Source organism: Cellulomonas soli, assembly GCF_052036975.1.
In the GTDB taxonomy this organism is placed as follows: domain Bacteria; phylum Actinomycetota; class Actinomycetes; order Actinomycetales; family Cellulomonadaceae; genus Cellulomonas; species Cellulomonas soli_A.
Genome location: NZ_JBQIAR010000008.1, coordinates 128,633 through 150,588, shown reverse-complemented (window position 1 = coordinate 150,588; position 21,956 = coordinate 128,633). Strand labels below are relative to the sequence as shown.

The following is a 21,956-nucleotide window of genomic DNA, read 5'->3' as shown; positions in this document are numbered from 1 at the left end:
ACCCCGAGCCTATGCTCGGCCCCGTGCGCCGTCGCGGGTACCACCTCCGATCGGTGTGGCGCCTGCCCGCCGCACCCGAACGCTGCTGGGAGGTGCTCGCCGACCCGGCGATGACGCGGCCGACGTGGTGGCCGGGGATGAGCGCGCACGGGGTGCACGTGAGCCCCGACGGCAGCCTCGGCAGCCGCGCCCGGCTGCGGTTCCGCTCACCGCTGGGCTACAGCCTGGCCGTGCACCTGACCGTCACCGGCATCGACCCGGGCCGTTGCGCGACGTTGGCGGTGACAGGCGACCTCGAGGGTCGCGCGCAGGTGCAGGTCGAGGCCGACGGGAGGCCAGGCACCACGCTGGTGCGCGTGCTGTGGGACGTGCGGACGGTGCGGCCGTGGATGAACCTGACGGGCCCTGTGCTCGCGCCGGTGTTCGCCCGCGCCCACGCGCACGTGATGGCCGCCGGTGAGCGCGGGCTGACCCGACATCTCACCGGCGGCGACGCCACCTCACCGGCACCCTGACACCCGGTCTCGCGCCGGGTGGGCGCCGCTCAGCGCTGCGCGTCGCGCCAGGCCACCCACTGCGCGGCCAGCGACAGGTCGTAGTCCGGCCCGCCCGTGCCCACGGTGAACAGCGTCACGCCCGCGTCGACCAGGTCGGCCGCCACCTCCGACGGCGGCGCGCTGACCCCGATGGACCGTTCGACGAGGGTCGCGGTGTCGCGACCCACGGCCTGCCCGTGCTCGTCGAGGATCGCGCTCTTGCGGCGCAGGGTCTCCAGGTCACCGAACGAGTGCCACGCGTCGGCGTGCTCGGCCACGACGCGCAGGGTCTTGCGTTCGCCGCCACCGCCGATGAGCACGGGGATCTCACGCGTGGGTGCCGGGTTGCCCGCGGCCAGGCGGGCCTTGATGCGCGGCAGCGCGGCGCCCAGCTCGGCGATCCGCGAGCCTGCGGTGCCGAACTCGTAACCGAACTGGTCGTAGTCCTTCTCGAACCAGCCCGCGCCGATGCCCAGGATGAGGCGGCCGCCGCTGATGTGGTCGACCGTGCGGGCCATGTCGGCCAGCAGCTCGGGGTTGCGGTACGAGTTGCAGGTGACCAGGGCGCCGATCTCGACGCGGCTGGTCTGCTCGGCCCAGGCGCCCAGCATCGTCCAGCACTCGAAGTGCTTGCCGTCCGGGTCGCCGTAGAGCGGGAAGAAGTGGTCCCAGTTGAAGATGACGTCGACCCCGAGGTCCTCGGCGCGGCGGACCGCGTCGCGGATCTGGGCGTAGTCGGCGTGCTGGGGCTGGAGCTGGACCCCGATCCTGATCTGGTGAGTCATGCGGGGAACCCTATGTCGGCCTACTGGTAGGTGACGAGGTCGGGCAGGGGCTGGACCTGATACGTCTGCGTGGGGTCGAGCATCGGCAGGTCCTCGTCGTAGAAGTTCTTCCAGCCCCAGTGCACGGGCGGGGCGTCGGTGCGCAGCGCGTTCCAGGTGCCGGCCTTGGCGGGTTGGGTGCCCTGGCCGTCGACGTGGATCAGCACCGCGAGCTCGTCGTGCGAGACGTCCAGGCGGGCACGGTCGGAGACCATGCGCGAGGCGAACTGGTGCACCACGAACATCTTCTGCGGCAGGTGCCGCTCCCGGGTGAGCTGGGCGAGCCACGCGGCGGTGGCGTTGACCTCGTCGATGCCGACCGAGCCGATCTGGCGCAGGTGCACCTGGTCGGGGGCGAGCCGCCACTCGGGGTCGAGCGCGAGGCCGACGTGCGGCAGGGCGAGCAGCTCCTCGTACTGCTGGGCCTGGGTGAGGAAGTCGGTCCGGCCGGGCTGCAGGTCGAGGACGACGGCGACGCCCGCCTGGCCTGCGGCGTCGACGAGGGGGCGCAGGGCGTCGACGGGGCGTTCGTCGGAGTAGTTGCCGTCGGGCCCCGGACCGGCCGAGGCGATGGTGGCGATGATCTCGACCATCGGGACGACCTGGTCGGTGGTGAGGGGGGCGTACCAGCCGGCGTGCTCGGCGGCGCGCGCGAGGGTGGCGGGCACGTCCTGCTCGCCGAGCACGCCGAGCGCGGGCGTGCCGGGCGTGCCGTACAGCGCGACGTACCGCTTGGCGCGGGACTGCCCGTCGGTCCCGTCGGTGAACACGAGCTGACCGCCGCCGGGCAGCTGGGCGCCCGTGGCCGCGGTGGCGACGCGGGCGGCCACCAGGTCGGGCGGGCCGAACTGCACCCCGAGCGCGACGACCGCCGTGGGCACGGCCGCGGCCACGGCCTCCACGACGGCACCGTCGGCGCGGGGGTCGCCGCCAGGGACCTCGACGACGGTGAGCCCGGCGGCGCGGGCCGTGGCGTGCGCGGCGAGCGCGCCGCTGCCGGGCTGGTCGAGGAGCAGCGCCCCGCTCAGTGCGGGCGGTGGCTCGACGGTGGGCAGGATCTCGGGGTCCCCCTCACCGTCGGCCTCGTCGGCTGTCGCCTCGTCGTCGCCGGCCGAGGGCGTCGCGCGCGGGGTCGTCGCACGCGGGGACAGCACGGGGGCGGCGACGGGCGCCGTGGTCGCGTCGTCCGTCGGGGCGGCGGCACTCGGGGCGTCCGCGCTCGGGGAAGCGGCGCTCGGGACAGCGGCGCCGTCCGACGTCAGCACGGTGGTCCGCGGGTGCACGAGCCCGTCGACGCGCGCGACGGCCGTGCCGTCCGCCACCGGGTCACCGTCGGCGTAGGTGCGTCCTGTCGCGGCGGCGAGGTCTGCGGCGTCCGCACCGGACGCGATCGCGACGGTCTGCACGCTCCCGGAGGCGGGGGCACGTGCGTCGCCGACGGCCAGCACGTACGTCGTGCCGAGGCGGTCGAGCTCGCCGTCGACCTGCCCGTCGGTCACCGTCCCGTCGACCAGGAGCACGGGGGCGCCGACGGCCACCGCGGCCGAGGCGGCGGTCAGCTGGGCCGGGATGTCGCCCGCCGGGGCGAGCACGGCCACGGGCGCCGAGGCGAACAGCGTCTGGGAGACCGCGAGCGCGGTGAGGGCCTCGTCGGTCGCGTCGAGCGTCGTGGCGGCCGGTGGTGTCGCGAGCGTGGCCGACTGCGGGGGCGCCTCGCTCGCGTCGGCGCCGGTCCCGGTGGTCGTGGAAGTGGTGCCGGAGTCGGGCGTTGGGGATGTGGTGCAGGCCGCCGTGAGGGCGAGCCCGAGGGCTGCGGCGACCGCCACGGTCGTGCGGCCCAGGGGTCGTCGCGTGGAGGTCACAGGCTCCGCTCTCGGTCCGGCGTCGGGGGCCTGGTCACTCTACGGGGCGTCCGGTCCGTCCCGAGTCGCCCGGACGCCCCGCGGTGCGCTGGTGCAGCCGGTCAGGCCTCCGCGGAGACGCGCACGACGTTCTTCCAGGGGTCCTCGAACCGCAGGGTGGTGCCGTCGTGCGCCACGGGCACCCCGGCGAACCCGACGCGGTCGGCGAGGGCGCCGAGGTCGTCGTGCGTCGGCACCACGATGCGGACCTCGCCGAGCCCGAGGGACGACGCGCGGGGGCCGGCGCCGGCGGAGTTCCACGTGTTCATCGCCAGGTGGTGGTGGTAGCCGCCGGCGGAGACGAACAGGGCGCCGTGCCACTCGGCGGTGACGTCGAACCCGAGGGCGTCGACGTAGAAGGCCTTGCCGGAGGGCACGTCGCCGACCTGCAGGTGCACGTGCCCGACCACGGCTTGGCCGTCCGCGGGCTTCTGCGCGGCCTGCTCGGTGAGGTGCTCGCCGAGGAACGCGTGGGGGTCGAGACGCAGGGAGTCCATGACGACGCCGCCCTCGGGGGTGCGCTGCCACAGCTCGCGGCTGCGGTCCCAGTAGAGCTCGACGCCGTTGCCCTCGGGGTCGGTCAGGTAGAAGGCGAGCGAGACGAGGTGGTCGGCGGAGCCGATGTACGTCTGCGGGGCCTTGGCGGCCACGGAGGCGAGGGTTGCGGCGAGCCCGGCCTGGTCGTCGAACAGGATCGCGGTGTGGAACAGGCCGGCCTGGCGGCGTTGCACGGGCGGCAGCCCGGGCGTGTGCCGCAGGATCACCAGGGGCACGCCCTTGCGGCCGAGGACGACGACGCCGGGGTGGGCCTCCTCGTGGAACCGGTCGGCGAGGGTCTCGATGACGTCGAGGGCGAGCACGTCGCGGTAGTACCGCAGCTGCAGGTCGAGGTCGCCCACCAGCAGGGTCACGGCGTCCATGCCGGTGCCGGCGGCGATCGAGTCGTGCGCGGCGGGGCGGGCGAGGGTGACGGGTGCGCCCTGGCCGGGCGTGGGTGCTGTGCTCATCGTGGGTCTCCTTCGGGGTCTCAGGAGATCACAATAGTTGTTGCTTCAACTTTATGCCCGGGCATGGCTCGTGACCCGCGTCTCAGGGCATCGGCCCCTGCTCGCCACCCACGTGGTTGCGACCCAGACCCTGCAGGAACCGCGGACCGTCCGCCGCCAGCTCCCGCGCGTACGCGTCCGCCCAGGCACCGAACGGCGCCCGCGCCAGGCCGTCGTTGGAGAACCGCGAGTCGTCCGTCAGCTCCGTCACGCAGAACGTCGGGATCGTCAGGTCCGTCACCGGACCGCCACGCTCCACCTCGGCGACCACCAGCGGCCGGTTCGCCCCGCCGAACACGTCGACCACCCAGCCGTCCCCGCCGAGCCACACCGCATGCCGGGTCTTGGCCACCAGAGCGGTGCCCCGACGGACCATCTCGATGCCGACCGTCGGGTCGATCTCCCGCTCCGCCTCGTAGCGGGTGCCCTCGACCATCGGGCCCTTCACCGTGATCGCGCAGAAGTCGAACTCCCCCACGTGCGCCTCGAGCAGCGCGTGCTCGTCGAGCGTGAGGTCCACCGTGCCGAGCGGCACCGAGGCCTGCACCCGCATCCGCAGGGCGAACCCGTCCTGCGCCAGGTAGTACGCCTGCACGATCAGCGCGGGCGTCGCCTCCAGCAGGTCCGGCGGCATGTCGTGCACCAGGAAACGCCGCTCGAACTCGAAGTCGCCGTAACCGGTGTCGCTCATCGCGACGCCTCCGTCCGCAGGTGGGTGGTACGCGTCGAGGGTATCGACGGTGCGCGGGGACCCTCCTCCCCGACGCACCGCCGACACCCTCGACGCACCGTCCGACCGCGCCGGCCCCTTCGGCGAGGGCCGACGCGGTCGTCGCGGCTACTCGGACGCGACCGCGTCCAGCACGGGCAGCCGCGCCGCCCGGATCGCCGGCCACAGGGCCGCGACCACCCCGACCAGCAGCGCCAGGGCGACCATCACGCCCAGGCTGGACCACGGGATCGCCAGCGTGCTCAGACCCTGCTCGGCGAACACCGTCGGCAGCGTCGCGGCCAGCCCGACCCCGACCGCCAGGCCAAGGATCGTGCCGAACAACGCCGTCAGCACCGACTCCACGGTGATCGTGCCCGCCAGCTGCAGCCGGCCCAGACCGACAGCCCGCAGCAGACCGATCTCCCGGGTCCGCTCGATCACCGACAGGGCCAGCGTGTTCACGATGCCCAGCACCGCGATGATCACCGACAGGCCCAGCAGCGCGTACAGGATCACCAGCACCTGGTTGACCTGGTCGGCCAGGCTCGAGATGAACTCGTCGGTGTCCATCACCGAGATCACCACGTACGGCTTGACCACCTGAGTGACGTCCGCCCGCACGGCGGCCAGGTCGGCCCCCTCGGCGGCGTTGACGAACGCCGTCTGGATGATCTGCTGGTCGGCCGGCACGAGACCGTCCAGGTCGTCCTGCGCCATGGCCAGCTCGGTGCCCAGGGCGTGCGACTCGAACACCGCGCCCACCGTGTAGGTGGCCTCGCCGCCCGAACCCTGCACGGTGACCTCGTCACCGACCGACCAGCCGCGGTCCTCCGCAGTGGCCTTCTGCACCGCGACCTGCCCGTCCGCGAGTGCCACGGCCGGGTCGCCGTCGACCTCGTCGACGATCAGCGAGGTGCCGAACATCGCCGGGTCCAGCCCGACCACGATCGTGGCGTCCTCCACGGCCAGCGTGGTGCCCCCGTCGCCGGCCAGCACCTGGGCCGCGGCGAACGGTTCGACGGAGGCCACGTCGGCCACGTCGCGCAGCTCGTCGATCGCCTGCGCCGGGATCGCCCCCGTCTGCGCGGACTGCAGCACCAGGTCGGTGTCGGCCTCCTGCTCCACCAGCGACTTCGTCGAGGCCTGCGTCGAGGCCGCGATGACTGCCGCCGCACCGACCAACGCCATGCCGATCATCAGCGCGCCGGCCGTGCTGGCGGTGCGGCGCGGGTTGCGCACCACGTTGCCGCGCGCCAGCCGACCGATGGGCCGCAGGGCCAGCACGGCCGGTGCCGCGAGCACGCCCAGCACGCGGCGGGCCAGCACCGGGGCCAGCGTCAGCACACCGATCAGCACACCGGCCGCGCCGAGGCCCAGCAGCGTGCCGGCCGCGTCGGCCTCCGGCCGCAGGACGGCCGTCAGCACACCACCGGCACCGAAGGCCACCAGCGCCCCGCCGATGATCGCGCGGACCGTGAGCGAACCGTCCTTGGTGGACACCTCGTCGCGCATCGCCTCGACGGGCGGGACCAGGGCGGCCCGTCGCGCCGGGAGCGCCGCGGCGACGAGCGACACCACGGTGCCGACCACCAGCGAGACCACGATCGTGAAGGCGTCGACCGGCAGGTCACCGGCCAGGTCCATGCCCATCGACTCCAGCAGCCCCCGCATCGCCTCGACCAGGCCGAAGCCGCCGAGGATGCCCAGACCGGCACCGAGCAGGCCGACCATGGCCGCCTGGACCAGCACCGAGGTGAACACCTGCGCTGGTGAGGCACCGATGGCCCGCAGCAGCGCGAACTCCCGCATGCGCTCCCGCACCGACATGGCGAACGTGTTGGTGATGATGAACGCGCCGACGAACAGCGAGATGCCGGCGAACACCAGCAGGAACGTGGTGATGAACCCGAGCATCGTCTGGATGTCGCCCGAGAGCTCCTCGCGCATGGCGTCGCCCGTGACGACCTCGACCTGCTCGCCGCCCAGCACGGCCGAGACGGCGTCGGCCAGCTGCTGCTGGTCCGCCCCCGGTTCGCCGTACACGGTGACGATCGGCACGGTGCCGTGCGGGGCGTACAGCGCCTCGGCGATGTCGGCGTCGATCGCCACGATCGTGGCGCCGGCCATCGGACCGCCGGCCTGCGCCTCACCGACGACCTCGACGGTGCGGACCTCGCCGCCGAGCACCACGGTCGTGGTGTCGCCGACGGCCAGCCCGGAGGACTCCAACGTGGCCTGCTCGAGCAGGATCTCGTCGGGCCCCTGCGGCGCGCGTCCCTCGACGAGGGTCATGGACCGGTCCTTGTCGGACCAGCCGTAGGCGAAGCTGGGCGCCTGGGTGCTCTGCACCGCGGTGCCGTCGGCGCCCACGAGCACGATCGGCCCCTGCGCCTGCGCGAGCGCGGCCTGCACGCCGTCGGCCTTCTCGATCGTCTCGGTCAGCGCGATCGGGATCTCGTTACGGACCTCGCCGACGTTGCCCTCGTTGAGCGAGCTGCTGACCGTGTCCTGCGAGCCCCGGACGAACACGTCACCCTGGGCGGAGGCCTCGACGATGCCGTCGAACGTCGAGGAGAGCATGGTGCGCAGCGCGAACGTACCGGCCACGAACGCGACGCCGAGGGCGACCGCAAGCAGCGAGAGCACGAACCGCACCACGTGCGCGCGGATGCCGCGCAGGGCGACCCTGGTCATCGGTTGTCACCGGCTTCCGTGGCAGCCGCACGACGACGACCGGCACCGCGGGCGCTGAGCTCACCGAGCGCGTCGAGCACGGCCGACTGGGTCGGGTCGATGATCTCGCCGACCAGGCGGCCGTCGGCCAGGAACAGGACACGGTGCGCCCACGAGGCCGCCGCCGGGTCGTGCGTGACCATGACGACGGACTGGCCCAGCTCGTCGACCGAGCGACGCAGGAACCCGAGCACCTCACCCGAGGAGGTCGAGTCCAGGTTGCCGGTGGGCTCGTCGGCGAACACCACCGACGGGCGCGAGACCAGGGCGCGCGCGCAGGCCACCCGCTGCTGCTGACCACCGGACAGCTCGGACGGCTTGTGGCTGAGCCGGTCGGCCAGGCCGACCGCGTCCACGACCGCCTCGAGGTACGCGCGGTCCACCGGACGGCGCGCGATGTCGAGCGGCAGCGTGATGTTCTCCAGCGCCGTCAAGGTCGGGACCAGGTTGAACGCCTGGAAGATGAAGCCGATACGCGTGCGGCGCAGCCGGGTCAGCTGGCGCTCGGACATGGCCGAGACGACCTCGCCGTCCACCACGACCGTGCCGTCGCTCGGCTTGTCCAGGCCCGCCAGGCAGTGCATGAGCGTCGACTTGCCCGAGCCCGAGGGGCCCATGATCGCCGTCAGCTCACCGCGGCCCAGGTCGACGTCCACACCGTCCAGGGCCCGCACCTGCGTCTGCCCGCGGCCGTACACCTTCACCAACCCGCGTGCGGTCGCGATCGGACCGTCGGCCGCTCCCCCTGCGCCGGCGCCCGCTCGTCCTGCGGTCATCGTCAGCTCGCCCGTGCTCATCGCGTCGTCCTTCATGTCGGTGATCCTCTTCCAGTGCCGTGACGATCCTGGCGTGCGGGGGTGTCCGCGATCGATCCGGGAGACCCCTGAACCGACCCTGAGAGGTCCCTGGGAAACCTGCGGGAGCGCTCCCCCCACTCTCAGGGTGACCCACGTCGCAGTGGTCGTACAGGTGATAGTGGCGACGGGTATGAGACCCTGGACCCCTTCGAGGGCAGCGCGATCCCGCGCGCCCCGCGTCGTGGAGATCCCCCAGCACTCGCTCTGGTTGCTCTGGCGGCGGACCCCGACCTTCGTTCCTTCGTGCTCAGCCCAGCGCTGCGCACAGCCCTGAGAGGCCTTCACCTGTGACCACCTTCACCGACCTCGGCGTGCCCGCATCCCTCGTCCGCACCCTCGCGGACCAGGGCATCGAGGCGCCCTTCCCCATCCAGACCGCCACGCTGCCCGACTCGCTGGGCGGCACCGACGTGCTCGGCCGCGGCCGCACCGGCTCGGGCAAGACCCTCGCGTTCGCCCTGCCGATCGTCACGCGACTGGCCGCCTCGGCCACCAAGCAGGCGGTTCGCCGCCCGCGCGGCCTGATCCTGGCGCCCACGCGTGAGCTCGCCACGCAGATCGACGCCACCGTCGCGCCCCTGGCCCGCACGCTGGGCCTGAGCACCACCACGATCTTCGGCGGCGTGTCCCAGTCCCGGCAGGTCTCCGCACTCAAGGGCGGCATCGACATCGTCGTGGCCTGCCCCGGGCGCCTGGAGGACCTGCTCAAGCAGGGCGTGCTGAACCTCGACCAGATCGAGATCACCGTGCTCGACGAGGCCGACCACATGGCCGACCTGGGCTTCCTGCCCGTGGTCAAGCGCATCCTGGACCGCACCCCCAAGCGCGGGCAGCGCATGCTGTTCTCCGCCACGCTCGACAACGGCGTGGACATCCTCGTCAAGCGGTACCTGACCAGCCCCGTCGAGCACTCCGTCGACAGCGCCCAGTCGCCCGTCAGCACCATGACGCACCACGTGCTCGAGCTGCGCGACGCCGACGCCAAGAAGCGCGTCATCGCCGAGCTGGCCGGCGGCACCGGTCGCCGCGTGCTGTTCACCCGCACCAAGCACCACGCCAAGAAGCTCGCCAAGCAGCTGACGGCCGACGGCATCCCCGCCGTCGACCTGCACGGCAACCTCGGCCAGGGCGCCCGCGAGCGCAACCTCGAGGCGTTCTCCTCCGGCGCCGTGAACGTGCTGGTCGCCACCGACATCGCCGCGCGCGGCATCCACGTCGACGACGTCTCGCTCGTCGTGCACGTCGACCCGCCGGCCGAGCACAAGGCGTACCTGCACCGCTCCGGGCGCACCGCCCGTGCCGGGTCCGGCGGCGACGTCGTCACCCTGGTGCTGCCCGAGGAGCGCGGCGACGTGCGCGCACTGACGCGTGCCGCGAAGATCACCGCCCAGCCGCGCTCCGTCGTCCCCGGCGACGCCACGGTCACCGGCCTGGCCGGGCCTCAGATGCCGCGCGTCACGCCGGCACCCGTCGTGCAGCAGAGCCCGTCGGGCCGGTCGTCCGGCGGCTCCGGTCGTGGCGGGGCCCGCAGCGCCGGTGGTGCCGGCGGCCGCAACGCAGGGACGTCCCGCGGTGCGACGTCGTCTCGCGGTGCTGCGTCCTCGCGGGGCGGCGCGCCGTCGCGCGGCGCCGGTGCGGGCCGCGCCAGCGGCCAGGCCCGTCCGGCATCGACGACCGCCTGGTCGACGTCCACCCCGGGTTCGGGCACCTCCTCGTACGGTTCGCGTCCGGCCTCCACCGGTGCGTACACCGGCGGCTCGTCCGACGACGCCCCGCGCGGTCGCCGTCGCGGCGGTCGCGGTCGCGCGCAGCGCCCGGCCGGCAGCACCGGGCTCTGACCTCACGGGCCACCACACGGCCCCTCCTGCACGTCGTCCGACCTGTCCGGCGCCCCTGGCGCATCCGGGCAGGTCGGACATACGAGGGGCTGCCCCGGCCGCGATGACTGTCGGTGGCCCCGGCCCTGCTACCGCACCGCGGACACCACCACCCGAGCATCGTCGGTCAGGCACGCCCGAACTGCAGGTGCCGCGGCGGCCGCGCAACTCTGGCCACAGCCGACTTCCAGGGAACAGTTGCCGTCATCCGAAGAAACCCGTGACGGTTCATCGTGTCGTCAAGCGGGCCCGCACAGATGTCGATCTGACACCGCACTCGTCAGCAAAGCGCCGTCGGGAACTTCTACACCCGTTGGGCCGACCCGGCCCTTCGCGACCAGTGATGAACGCCCCGCTCAGCAGGCACGTTCACGACGAGAGACGAAGGGCCCCTTTACGGGCCGTGGTGGACAGCTCAATCGCCGTCCAGTTCGGGCACCACCTCGATAGTGCGACCCCTCCCCACGACACTCGGCCCTTCCAGGACCAGGAACTCCGCACCGACGTGAAGTAGAGGTCGAGCCAAGTCCCGAGCCAGGAAGTCGACCTTGCAGACCGTCGAACCGAGTTCCGTGGAATCGCTGGCTTCAAGGAGGATGCTCAACGCGTCACCCGCTGCTGGCCATCCAGGGTGAACGGTCGCATCGTCACCGAGCAAGAAGACACACGTGGCCGCGTAGACGCGGGCCGTTGGCGGCCCAGTCTTGCGTCCACCCTCCTCGGCCGTACGCCACGTCAATACTGCACGGGCCATCGGTACTTCAATACGCTCGATCATGGCCACAGCCTGATTCCGTCCATAGATCCGTTGATGAGTTCGAGCTGTGCTGCATCTGCGTACCTCGCCGGGCCGACTCCATCGAGCTTGCCGTAGCGAAGGAAGATCTGAGCGGCAACCGACTGTGGGACGCAGGGCTCTACCGTGACCGCATCCCCACGAAGGAGCAACTGGCTCCACTGTTCCGCGTGCTCACCGGACGTCGCGAAGAACTCCCCTTCCATCTGCCCCGGCGCGGTGCCGAACCGCCTGCCGTCGCGATGGACTCGAACTCCGCCGCATCAACACTCCTGAATAGTTGAACTGTCCCGCCACCCGCGGCGTCCGCGACGTGCGACCCGCGTCGCACAGCCTTTGCCGCGGTGGCGCCCCGTCCTAGCCAGGGGACCATCGACGCGACTGAGAGCCCGGCGTTGACCCAGTCCCGGTCCGCGGCATACCAGACGGCGTTTGCGCCGTCAGCGGCTTCGCCGAAGTAGGGAGCGAGCCCGACGAAGTCGACCACCGTGTGCCAATCATCGGTGGTGAGCGGCTTCGACTGGACAGGCGGCCGAATGTACTTCGCCTGAGACCTATGGCTGCCAGACGGAGTATTGATAGGGAAGGCCCTCGACACCGTTCACTCGCGGGTAGACCCGCGAGGCCGAGTCAAGCGCGTCCGCAACCGCCGGGTAACGTGGCGTAGCCGTTCGCGATCGAGGCCAGTGCGGTGCCCTGGGAGTCCGGAATCGGCGTGGTCACCGCGACAAGGCCCGGCCCGCTGCGCACAGCGATCGCCTGCCCCGCAAACGCGTAGTAGCGCAACCCGGTGACCGTCGAGGAGTCGGTGTCCAGGGTCAACTCCTGGCCGCCCACCACACCGATCGGGTCTGCGGAGAGCCCGCCCCGCGGTCCTCAACCCTCACGCTCCGCGGTCGTCCATCCAGCGACGAACTGAGCCATCATGCAGGACCCGCTCCAGCAGCCTTCGGCACGCCTCCGACTCCGAGGGCAGCACCTCCTCCGAGTTCCTGTTGCCCCGCTCGCTGTAGTAGACGTGCCAACCATCGGGGCCTACCACGAGGCAGTACGACTCGTTCGCATCGCGCCCGAGGCTGTAGGCAGAGGCTGGCAAGTTCAGGCGCCGAAACTTAGCGCCGAGTTCGTCGAGCGTCATCAGTTGACCCTTCGCGAGTAGCCCGCTTCCAGCAGGTCGCTGACCGGAACCTCCAAGATCGAATTGTCGCATCACACGAACAACAACTATCCGGGAACGACTTCAATGAACCGCTCGGAGACCACGGCCGCTCAGACGAGCCGGACAGACAACACCCTCATTCGTAATACCGTGCTCCGCGCAACGCATCGGTGATGATGTCCCAAGGGTTCGATGGCAGGTCGCGACCGGTGTTGGCGTAGTCATTCTCTATCGACCCGACGAGCGCCGAGAGAGCCTCCAGGTATCGCGCGAGGGTGTCATTCTCCCAGCGAGCACCCGAGGCGAGTTCAGTTTGCATCTCGTCCAAGGCCACGAGCAACCGCTCGCGCCCTCTGAGTTCCGACAGTTCTCTCACGGCTGCCACCACCCCCAGCTCTCCCGACCGCCCGGGAACCGAACCATAACCGAAGTGCCGCCAAAAACCTGCGTCTGGTTCCTGGCAGCAATCTCTTCCGGCGTCGCCCACTTGTAGGGCAGGGGCACATCAGCATACTGCCCGGCGAACAGGCGCCTGTTATCCAACGAGTGAATGTTCCCTTCTCTCTCAAAGATGCGAATCGGCTCGAGCCCTTCCGGCGCCCTCCCGGCAGTGGCCCAGTTGTCAGCAGTGTCCATCACTGACGCGCCGTCACGGAAGGCCGAACCGACACTGTCCTGCGTGAATCGTACTGAGCGGGCCGGAATCAACCCACCCGCGGCGTCCGCGACGTGCGACCCGCGTCGCACAGCCTTTGCCGCGGTGGCGCCCCATCCTAGCCAGGGGACCATCGACGCGGCTGAGAGCCCGGCGTTGACCCAGTCCCGGTCCGCGGCATACCAGACGGCGTTTGCGCCGTCAGCGGCTTCGCCGAAGTAGGGAGCGAGCCCGACGAAGTCGACCACCGTGTGCCAATCATCGGTGGTCAGCGGCTTCGACTGGACAGGCGGCCGAATGTACTTCGCCTGAAATAGCGCCGTGTTGTACTGGCGAGCCATTGACTTGGACACCTTCGGCCGCCCCACAGGCCAGATCTTCAGCGGGGACGCAACCGCTGACCCACCCCCGCCCTGCTTGGCCGCGCCGATGCTCTCCATGAAGCCGCCCGCTGCACCCTGATGGGTGTACCGGTGGCCGGCGGTCGATCCGTCCCACATGAGCCCGGTGGGGTCGGACCAGGTGACTGGGTTGTTGTTGGAGTAGGCGTAGGCGTTCCACTGCTGCGGGTCGGCCAGGTCCATGACCGGGTCGACGCTGATGAACCGGCCCAGCGCGGTGTCCAGGTACCGGGCGCCGACCTGGGTCAGGCCGATCGCAGCGTCGGTGGCCTTGTTCAAGAATCCGTGGTCACCGACCCACGCCGTGGTGGCCGTGCCGCGCGGGGCACCGAACGGGTCGGTGTAGCGGCGGGTCAGGGCGTCGGTGCTGTTGGCGATCGAGGCCAGGGCGGTGCCCTGGGAGTCCGGGATCAGCGTGGTGACCGCGGCCAGGCCCGGCCCGTTGCGCACGGCGATCGTCTGCCCTGCGAACGCGTAGTACCGCAACCCGGTGATCGTCGAGGTGGTGGTGTCCAGGGTCAGTTCCTGACCACCGGGCAGGTACGCGGTGACCTTCGAGCCGGCCCGGCGGATGATCCTCGATCCGTCCGCGGAGTACACGTTCGACTCCAGGGTCGAGCCGCCCGCCGCGACCGAGGCCAGCTTGCCTTCCGCGTCCCAGGTCAGAGTCTGCGCGGCCTGACCGGCGATCTGCCGGGTGGTCGTGTTCCCGGCCGCGTCGTAGGCGAAGCTCGACGTCGACGAACCCGCCGGTGACGTCGCCGACACCCCGGTGAGGGCATGCGGCTGACTGGCGCCCGTCGCCGGGTAGGCATACGTCGCCGTCGTCTCACCCGCAGCGGTGTGGCTGGTTGTGGCCGTGCGGTTGCCGGACGCGTCGTAGGTGTAGTCCGTCCAGTACGCCGCCGCACCGCCCAGGGCGGTCACCGATGGGGTCTGCGCGCACCCACCCGCCGCCGGGGTCCACGCCGTGGTCAGGCGTCGCAACCCGTCGTAGACGAAGCACTGCGTGTCCCCCGTGACACCCGGCTGCGTCGGGGCGTCCGTGATCGACGTGACATTCCCGGCAGCGTCGTGCGTGTAGGTCAGCGCCAGGTCGGCGGCCGTGCCGGACTCACGCTCCAGGCGCTGAGTGAGCAGGCGACGGGTGCCCTGCTCGTACGTCCATGTCAACCAGTCGCTGGCGGTGTTGCCCAGGTCGAGAGCGAGCAGATCGCCGAAGGACGACCGGGCCGAGTCCGCGACATACGTGCCCTTGCCCAGACCACCACTGCTCCACCGCGGCAATGACAACTGATCGAAGTACGTCGTGACCGTCTCAGCAGGAAGGTTGCCGACCGCACCGTAGACCGCCGTCTTGACCTGCTCGTCAAGGGTGTAGGTGTACCCGACGCTGTAGGTGCCGGCGAGCTTGCCCTCGCTGGCAGGCAGCGTCAATGACGTGCCGGTGGGCTGGTAGGCGTTGTCGTAGCCGGCAACCGTCGTCGTGTACGCGTTGCCCGACTCGTACCGGGTGGAGCCGCTCAGCTGGCCCTTGGCCACGGTGTCGTAGCTCCACGACGCAAGCAGCGTGCCGGTTGCAGAGCCCCGGCGCTCGGCGATCTTGCGCCCAAGGGCGTCGTACCCGTACCAGAGCGTCACGCCGCGCGCGTCGGTGCTCGTCACGAGCCGACCGGCGTCGTCGTACGTACTGGTGGACACTCCCCTGTCAGGATCGGACGTCTGGGTGCGTCGACCCCGCAGGTCGTACTGGTAGGCCCAGGTGGTGCCGACCGAGTCCTTCACCTGGGTGAGGCGTCCGGCCTTGTCGTAGTCGTAGCTCGCGGTCTGCGACGGACCGGTCAGGCTGGGCGTGGTGTAGCGGATCAAGCTCGTGGTGTTGCCGCGCGCATCAGTCACGGTCGTCGTCGGGCTTGCCCCGGTGGGAGGAACCGTCGTGACGCGGTCGCCGCCGTAACTGGTCGTTGTGGACCACTTGGGCTGCTGATCGACGTCGTAGGTCGCAACCGTCTGCCGGCCGGCTCCGTCGAAGGTGAAGCGCGTCCGCGACGGCACCGCGATCTTGGGTAGCAGCAGCGTCGTCGAAGGGTTCCCTGCGGTAGCCCACGCGTCGGTGACGACGGTCGCGAGGCCTCGGGAGTCGTACGTCGTGTCCGCGACCAGGACGGTTGCCTGATCGCGGTTGGCGCCCTGCGTCTGGGTCTGTCGGGTACGACCGAGGCCTTCGTGGATGGCGACGCTGGTCAAGTAGCTGCCGTCCTGCCCGAGCTTCTTGGTCGTCACGGTCGAGTAGCCGTTGACTGCGACCTGGTAGGCGTAGGTGGTGGACGCCGATGCGCTCAGCGCCCGGCCCGGGAGCCAGACCGAGGTCAGTCGCCCAAGGCCGTCATAGGCGCCCGTGGTGGTCTTCCCGTTGGCGTCGACCGTGCTGGTCGTCACGCCGCGGGTCGCGTCAAGGTTGGACACACTGACCTGAGCCGAGAGCGGCCCAGTGCCGTCGGGGTCCGGCGAGCTCGTCGTGACAGTGGTCACCGGGCCGCCCGTGGCCGGGGTGTAGGCAGTCGTCGTGGTGGCGCCAAGTGCGTCCGTGGCCGAGATCGGTCGACCGTTCGCGTCGTAACCGGTAGTACTCGAGGTGACGTAGACCGGTGTCCCGGACTCATAGCGGTCGAGGACCTGGCTGGTGGTCGCCAGGCCACGCGTCGGTGCGGTGCCGTACCCGGCGCCGTCATAGAAGACCCGCGAGTCGGACACGACGTCAGCGGGGCGGGCAGGGGCCGCGGCGCAGGCGACGGCAACCGTCTCGGTACGCGAGACAGTCTCGACCATGTTCGCCGCGGCGTTCCGGGCGTAGGTGAGTCGCGTGCAGCGGTCGTCGCTGCCGGTGGACAGGTCGCCTGCGTCATCGACCTGAGTCGGCAGCCCGTAGGTGCCGTCGTAGCTCGTGGTCATGCGGGTGACCCGTTCACCGCCGGGCAATGCAGGCGCGGACGTGTGAGTCTCACTGACGGCCGTGCCCGTGAGGAGGGCACTCACGCCTGTGTTGCTCGTCGCCGTGGCGCCCGAGATCCACGGCTCCGCCACGGTGCGGGAGACCACGGTGGATCCGTCGTAGACGATCTGCTCGCGAAGGAAGCCGCTGACCCTCTCGGCATCAGTGATTCCATCGACGAGGACGGTTCGGGTCGAACCGTTGGCCAGGTGGTCGCCGTTCATGCCGCGGAAGTACCGGTAGCCCACGTGGGACTGGGTGGCGTAGGTGGCTCCCGTGGACACGTCGACCTGGCCGTAGCCACGGAACTGGCCCCAGGTGCGCTGAGCCACCGGGGTCAACTCCGAGTCGTCGTACGCCCACGCGGCCCCACCGCTGTAGGCGTACCGGGTCTCGACCGGCAGGGACTGGGCATCCTTGGAGTCGGCGGTGATCCCGGAGACCAGGTACTTATGGAAGTACTCGGTGACCGGGCCGATGCTGCCCTGCGGGTCCCAGACGACCGGGAAGCAGCGGCGCGTGTTGGAGTCCGGGCTGGCTGGCAGGTCGTTGCTGGTGCAGTCGGCCGGCGTGTACGCCACGCTCGTCGTGGCGCCCAACTCGTCCGTCACGGACGTGATCCGCCACCGATACATGGCGGGGCCGAGGTCACCGATCGTGTCGACCCGGTTGGCCAGCTGGGTACCGGTGAAGGTGACCGCCGGCAGGCTCGCCGAGGCCCCTGGCGCGGTGCCCGTGCGCTGGATCGAGTCCAGCCACATGACGGCGTCCGCCCCGTCCTGCGAGGGGAACCGCTGGGTCAGCGCCCAGGAGTCCACCGGCTTGTACGCCCCACCGGTGTACACGGCCGTGGCCACGCTGGTCAGCCGCTTGCGTGTGAAGAACGCCGGCCCGGTGACCGAGGGGCAGGACGTCGTCGACGTGCAGATGAGATCGAACGGCACGTCCGGCCACGACCCGGCGGTCGCCGAGGACAGCTGGGCCGGGTCGCAGGTGACCGACCCCGACGGGATGCAGCGCTCTGCCACGGTGAAGGTCACCCGCTGAGGCGCCGATCCGCTCGCCTCCGAGCCCTGCCGCTGCCCGTAGTCGATGCGGGTCAGGTAGCCGCCGCGCACGTAGGAGGAGACGGCCGTGTTGTTGTTGCGGCCGTAGTTGTTCGTCTCGGTGGCGTACACGTACGTCATGGAGTTGCCGGACGGGTCGACGACGTAGTCGAGGTTCCACCGCCACGCCTGGGTGCACGCCGACGAGGCGAACGCGCTCTGGTAGCACGGGTCGCCCGGGTTGTTCCCGAACACGGGAACAGTCCATGCCGAGTTCAGCGCGACGGTGTCGGTGGGACGCTGGCCCCGACCGAACCAGTACTGGGTCCCGTCAGTCGTGGTGACCTTCCAGTACTCCCCCTCGTTGTCACCGTTCGGGGCACCGGTGAGGCGCTCGACCTTGGTGCCGTCGTCCTCCTTGAGTCGCCACGTGCCGGTGGTGGCGTCCTTGACCAGCTCCGCAGAGTGCCCGGCCAACGCCAGGGTCGCGTTGTCGGACTTCCAGCAGAGGTCCCCGGAGACGCGCCCGACGTTGTTTGCCGAACCCGTCGCGTCGTCGGCGCACGAGGCGTAGTTCCGCTCGACGAACCCGGCGTCCATGTTCCAGCCGTCGCCGATCCACGACGACTGGTTGTTGGTCGTGGCTACCCGCCCGTCCAGGGACCCCGAGTCGTACGACAGCGCCAAGGATGGAGCCGGCCCGCCTTGGGTGGGCGGCATCTCGAACGGGTAGGACCAGGAGAACGACCCGGTCTGCTGCGACACCTGCCACGACGCGGACGCCGACAGCGAAGTGGCCGACCAGTTGCCGCTCGACCCGGAGGTCCCCGCCGTCAACGCCACGACCGAGCCCGCGGTCACCGTCGCGGTCACCCTCTGTGTGCTGATGTCGTTGGCGGACGTGGTCAGCGGTGTCTGGGTGCGGCAATCTGGATCGGAAGGGGCGCTGAGCGCGCACGCCGGCAACTGCACCAGACGCAGGCGCGATGCCCAATCCCCACCGTAGGCGCCGACGAACTTGCCGTAGTCGACGGTCAGCTCGACTCCTGCATCCGCGACCCGTGCCCCCGAGGCCGCCGTGGCGGGGCTGGCGACCGACATCAGCACCCCGGCCACGTCGGCCTTCAGCGCGGCGGCGCGGCCAAGCACCCGCACCGGCACCTTCGTGGTCGACCTGGCCGTCCCGAGCCGACCGGTCACCACCGAAGCACCGGGCCACGTCACCTCCGGCACGACCCCGTCGGCGACCGGCGATGCCTCGTCACTGACCGCCTTCGCCGGGACCGCAGGCACCAGCGACTCAGGTTCCAACTCGGGCGCCAACTCGGCACCATGGGCACGACGAGCGTCCTCGGTCCACCCTGAGGTGTCAGACGCGCTGGCGGCCGGCGCAGCCCCCGAGACCATCAGGGCAGCGACGACGAGACTGCTGATCAGGCTGCGGCGCACCACAGCCTCCTTCCTGTGAAGGACCACCGGACGAGACGGGACTGGGGTGAATCAGGGGGTCGTCGGGACGAGCGCGAGCGAACCCTGGGCGTACTGGTTGAGCTGGGTGTCGCTGGCGATGCCCGTCAGTACGCGGACTACGTCGACCGTGCCGTGCAGCCCGTGGGTGTCGCTGTCCGCGGCGCGGCCGTGACCGACGACGAAGGCACCCGCGGAGAACAGACCGGCCGGGACAGACACATCGCCGGTGGTGAGCGGAGCGCCACCTGCGTCCGTGACATACAGGCGGGCCTTGCCTGCGTTCGCGTCGTAGGTCGCCGCGAGGAACACCCATTGCCCGGCCACCACGAGCGCTGGGGAGGTGACGGGCGTGGCCGCGCCAGCCGAGGCCGAGTCCGCACCGGCCACGGTGAACGACCAGCAGGCACCCCCATTGGTGCACGCCGGGTCACCGGCGGGCCGCAACCCGAGCTCGAACGCCGAGGTGTGCACAGCGCTCTGACTGACGGCGGTCTGGATACCGTTGAGGTCGTCGAGCTTGACGAACGCCGTCACGGTGTATGAGGACGCCGTTGCCATGATCGGGTTGACAGAGGTCGCCTTGTCGCTCAGCGAAGCGATGTGCAGTGCCGTGTCGTTCGCCGGAGCCGCAGTTGGGTCGAGTTCAGCCAAGACCCCGGGCACCCGCAACGCCGCACTCGACAGCGTCAGGGGATGACCTGCACCGCTGGCGTCGGTCGCAGACGTCGGTGAGCCCGCTTCGTCAAAGGTCCACAAGCCTGCCGTGCCCGCAACGTTCACCGTGAACTGGTAGTCCCGGCGCGGCCCCGCCAGGCCGCCGATGTCCACCGACTGCACGTACAGCGTGTGCGGTCCGGCCTTCGTCGGCGTGTAGGCCACCTGCGAACTCAGCCCCACCGTGGAGGGCATCGCCGGGTCGTCGAATCCGTACCGGAACGACGTCACGTCCCCGACGCCGTTAGGTCCGAACGAGAACTTGCCCGCGAGTCCGACCCCGCCAAGTCTCTGTCCCTCGGAGTACACGGCTGGTTGGCCCGTGACAGCCGTGATGGTCGGCGGAGTCGACGGGGGGACCGTGTTGGCCGTGAACTCGCAGATGCCGGACCACGGACTAGTCCTCCCGGCCGTGTCGGTGGTCTGCACCGCGAACCGGTACCTGCCCGAGTCGGCGAGCACACCTGAAGGCACCTGCACCTGGAACGCGGTGTTGGAGGCCTGCCAACCCGTGGGAGTCGCCCAGATCTGGCCCGCGGAGCTATGCACCACGAAAGTGGTGAAGATATTGTCACCCTCGGGGTCCTGTCCCGTTGCTCGCAGAATCGGGTTCGGCGAGTTGATCACGCCTCCGCAGGCCACCGCGCTCGGCCACGTGATTGACAGGTCACGCGGGGTGTACGGAGCCTGGTTGTACGTGATCGTCAGTTGCGCGTCCCACTGATAGCGCTTCCAGCCGGCGGAGCTTGACTCATCGGCTGCCTTCAGACCCACTGTCAACTGGGCGGCATTCTGGGAGGCCGTCTGCTGCGCGCCGTAGAGCACGTTCCACTCGATGCGGCGCTGATTGCCGCACGCTGCCTTGTGCGCCACGACCTGCGTACTCAAGCCAGCCATCCAGGCGACGTTGTTCCAGTTCGAGCCACTGCTGATTCCACCCGTCCACCACGCCTCCACCGGGGAGGCCGTGCAGGAGTACGAGTGCGACCCGTATACCGACAGGACCGCCGAGGTCAGGTCCCCCGGCTCGACGTTCCCCACGGCCTGCAACCCGGTGAACTGGTAGACGAGCCGCTCGGTGAACACACTGGAGCAGTACATCGGCGAGCCCGTGGTCCCGCATCGACCCATGCCGTCGTCGCCGAACTGATAGTGGCTCCACCCCGCCGTCGAGACCGCAATCCGCTCTGACAGCCCGCCGGTCACCGCCGGGTCGATGTACACCGGCCAGACCGTGGCGGGGTCGGACAGCATCTCCGCGTCCGGTGTCACGATCACCGAGTCATCAGTGAGCGAGGACTTCAGCACCGACCGCTGATCGCCATCCAGGGGCCCCTCGACCCGCGCGGCCCGGTTCGCCTGGACTGCACTGGCACGGACCGACCTGGCGAGGGCATCACTACTTGCCATCGCAAGGCCCGCACCCAGTGTGGGCGTCTGACGGTCTGTACTCGAGTCCCACATCGCAGGTGCCGGCGAAGCGAACACCTGCTCACCCTCGTCATCCTTCGCGACGAACCCACCACCGACGGCACTCAGCGTCAGATCACCGGAAACCCCGACCGGAAACGTCAGGCGCCGGATGGAATCGTCGGCCGCAGCCTCGGGCGAGGCAACGCGTAGCACCTCCGAGAAGCCGCTGCCGTCCGGGTCCGGGGTCACCAAGAGATCGACCCCGGGCCTGACCGCCAGATACTCCACGGTGTCGCCCGACACGACCGGCGCCGGAAGATCGAACGGCACATCGAAGGTCAGCTCGTGCCCGTCACGCTCCATGCGGACCAGCGGCTGATCGTCGGCACCGCTGGAGAAGGTCATCTGCACTGCGGGCGCGACCATCGTCACACCTTCGGGTCCACTCACCAGCGAGGTGTCGACGTCCGTCCACTCGCCGGAGACCTTGGTCCTCACGGCGCCGATCGACGACTCAAGCCGCATCTGACCGTCCGACTGGGCGTACAAAAGTGGTCCACTCAGTCCGCGCACCCAGCACCTCGACGTCGTTCTCGCACTGGATCGCCAAGGCCAGCGCCTGAGAATCCGACAGCGCGGCCGAGCCACACTGCGGCTCCACGGTCGCGGCCACAGCGGGCAGACCCTGCAGCCCGCCGACGAGCACTCCCACGACCGCGACAGCCACCAACGGCCGCTTGCCCCACCCTGCAGACACCACTTGCACCCCTGCCACTCGACGCGCGGCAGGCCGATGTGTTCGCCCCCACGACCGCTCCACACCT

At 70.6% G+C, this 21,956-nt stretch carries 14 protein-coding genes; 2 read left to right on the top strand and 12 right to left on the bottom strand.

All coding sequences use genetic code 11. The annotated features are described in order from the left end of the window. The first annotated feature begins 23 nt into the window (after positions 1-23). Entirely contained in the window at positions 24-515 is a 492-nt protein-coding gene (locus ACTHAM_RS10575; RefSeq protein WP_440687134.1) for an SRPBCC family protein, read from the top strand. Positions 516-544: 29 nt separating this feature from the next. On the opposite strand, the gene ACTHAM_RS10570 is transcribed toward ACTHAM_RS10575, so the two are convergent. From ACTHAM_RS10570 to ACTHAM_RS10545, 6 genes are all read right to left on the bottom strand, one after another. Then, the gene (locus ACTHAM_RS10570; protein ID WP_440687132.1) at positions 545-1,321 is read right to left on the bottom strand and encodes an LLM class F420-dependent oxidoreductase; all 777 of its coding nucleotides are present in this window, start codon (positions 1,319-1,321) and stop codon (positions 545-547) included. A 20-nt stretch (positions 1,322-1,341) separates the two neighbouring features. After that, positions 1,342-3,222 carry a hypothetical protein gene (locus ACTHAM_RS10565; protein WP_440687130.1) on the bottom strand — a complete coding sequence of 627 codons (1,881 nt, stop codon included), beginning with the start codon at positions 3,220-3,222 and terminating at the stop codon, positions 1,342-1,344. A gap of 101 nt (positions 3,223-3,323) precedes the next feature. After that, a complete protein-coding gene (locus tag ACTHAM_RS10560) occupies positions 3,324-4,268 on the bottom strand; it encodes a VOC family protein (protein ID WP_440687128.1) in 945 nt (314 codons plus the stop codon). A gap of 82 nt (positions 4,269-4,350) precedes the next feature. Beyond that, positions 4,351-4,998, bottom strand: coding sequence for a hypothetical protein (locus tag ACTHAM_RS10555; protein WP_440687126.1), 648 nt, complete (start codon positions 4,996-4,998; stop codon positions 4,351-4,353). 147 nt (positions 4,999-5,145) lie between these two features. Beyond that, positions 5,146-7,713 carry an ABC transporter permease gene (locus tag ACTHAM_RS10550; protein WP_440687124.1) on the bottom strand — a complete coding sequence of 856 codons (2,568 nt, stop codon included), beginning with the start codon at positions 7,711-7,713 and terminating at the stop codon, positions 5,146-5,148. Further along, positions 7,710-8,528, bottom strand: coding sequence for an ABC transporter ATP-binding protein (locus tag ACTHAM_RS10545; RefSeq protein WP_440687224.1), 819 nt, complete (start codon positions 8,526-8,528; stop codon positions 7,710-7,712). The genes ACTHAM_RS10550 and ACTHAM_RS10545 overlap by 4 nt, the downstream gene beginning before the upstream one ends. Before the next feature lie 368 nt (positions 8,529-8,896). Here ACTHAM_RS10545 and ACTHAM_RS10540 point away from each other — a divergent pair, with 368 nt between their 5' ends. Beyond that, positions 8,897-10,447, top strand: a complete 1,551-nt coding sequence (locus ACTHAM_RS10540) for a DEAD/DEAH box helicase (protein ID WP_440687122.1) — start codon at positions 8,897-8,899, stop codon at positions 10,445-10,447. Between the two features lie 454 nt (positions 10,448-10,901). Here the strand turns inward: ACTHAM_RS10540 and ACTHAM_RS10535 are convergent, their stop codons facing one another. The 6 genes from ACTHAM_RS10535 to ACTHAM_RS10510 form a co-directional block, all read right to left on the bottom strand. Next, positions 10,902-11,264, bottom strand: coding sequence for a hypothetical protein (locus ACTHAM_RS10535; protein ID WP_440687120.1), 363 nt, complete (start codon positions 11,262-11,264; stop codon positions 10,902-10,904). A 648-nt stretch (positions 11,265-11,912) separates the two neighbouring features. Further along, a complete protein-coding gene (locus ACTHAM_RS10530; protein ID WP_440687118.1) occupies positions 11,913-12,119 on the bottom strand; it encodes a hypothetical protein in 207 nt (68 codons plus the stop codon). Between the two features lie 46 nt (positions 12,120-12,165). Beyond that, positions 12,166-12,420 (bottom strand): hypothetical protein, encoded by a 255-nt coding sequence (locus ACTHAM_RS10525; RefSeq protein WP_440687116.1) that lies wholly within the window; start codon positions 12,418-12,420, stop codon positions 12,166-12,168. A 157-nt stretch (positions 12,421-12,577) separates the two neighbouring features. After that, positions 12,578-12,817: a DUF7660 family protein gene (locus ACTHAM_RS10520; RefSeq protein ID WP_440687114.1), complete on the bottom strand. Its 240-nt coding sequence runs from the start codon at positions 12,815-12,817 to the stop codon at positions 12,578-12,580. After that, positions 12,814-18,858, bottom strand: a complete 6,045-nt coding sequence (locus tag ACTHAM_RS10515) for an RHS repeat-associated core domain-containing protein (RefSeq protein ID WP_440687112.1) — start codon at positions 18,856-18,858, stop codon at positions 12,814-12,816. Before ACTHAM_RS10515 ends, ACTHAM_RS10520 begins: the two co-directional genes overlap by 4 nt. Before the next feature lie 177 nt (positions 18,859-19,035). After that, entirely contained in the window at positions 19,036-21,630 is a 2,595-nt protein-coding gene (locus tag ACTHAM_RS10510; RefSeq protein WP_440687110.1) for a LamG-like jellyroll fold domain-containing protein, read from the bottom strand. Between the last annotated feature and the right edge of the window lie 326 nt (positions 21,631-21,956).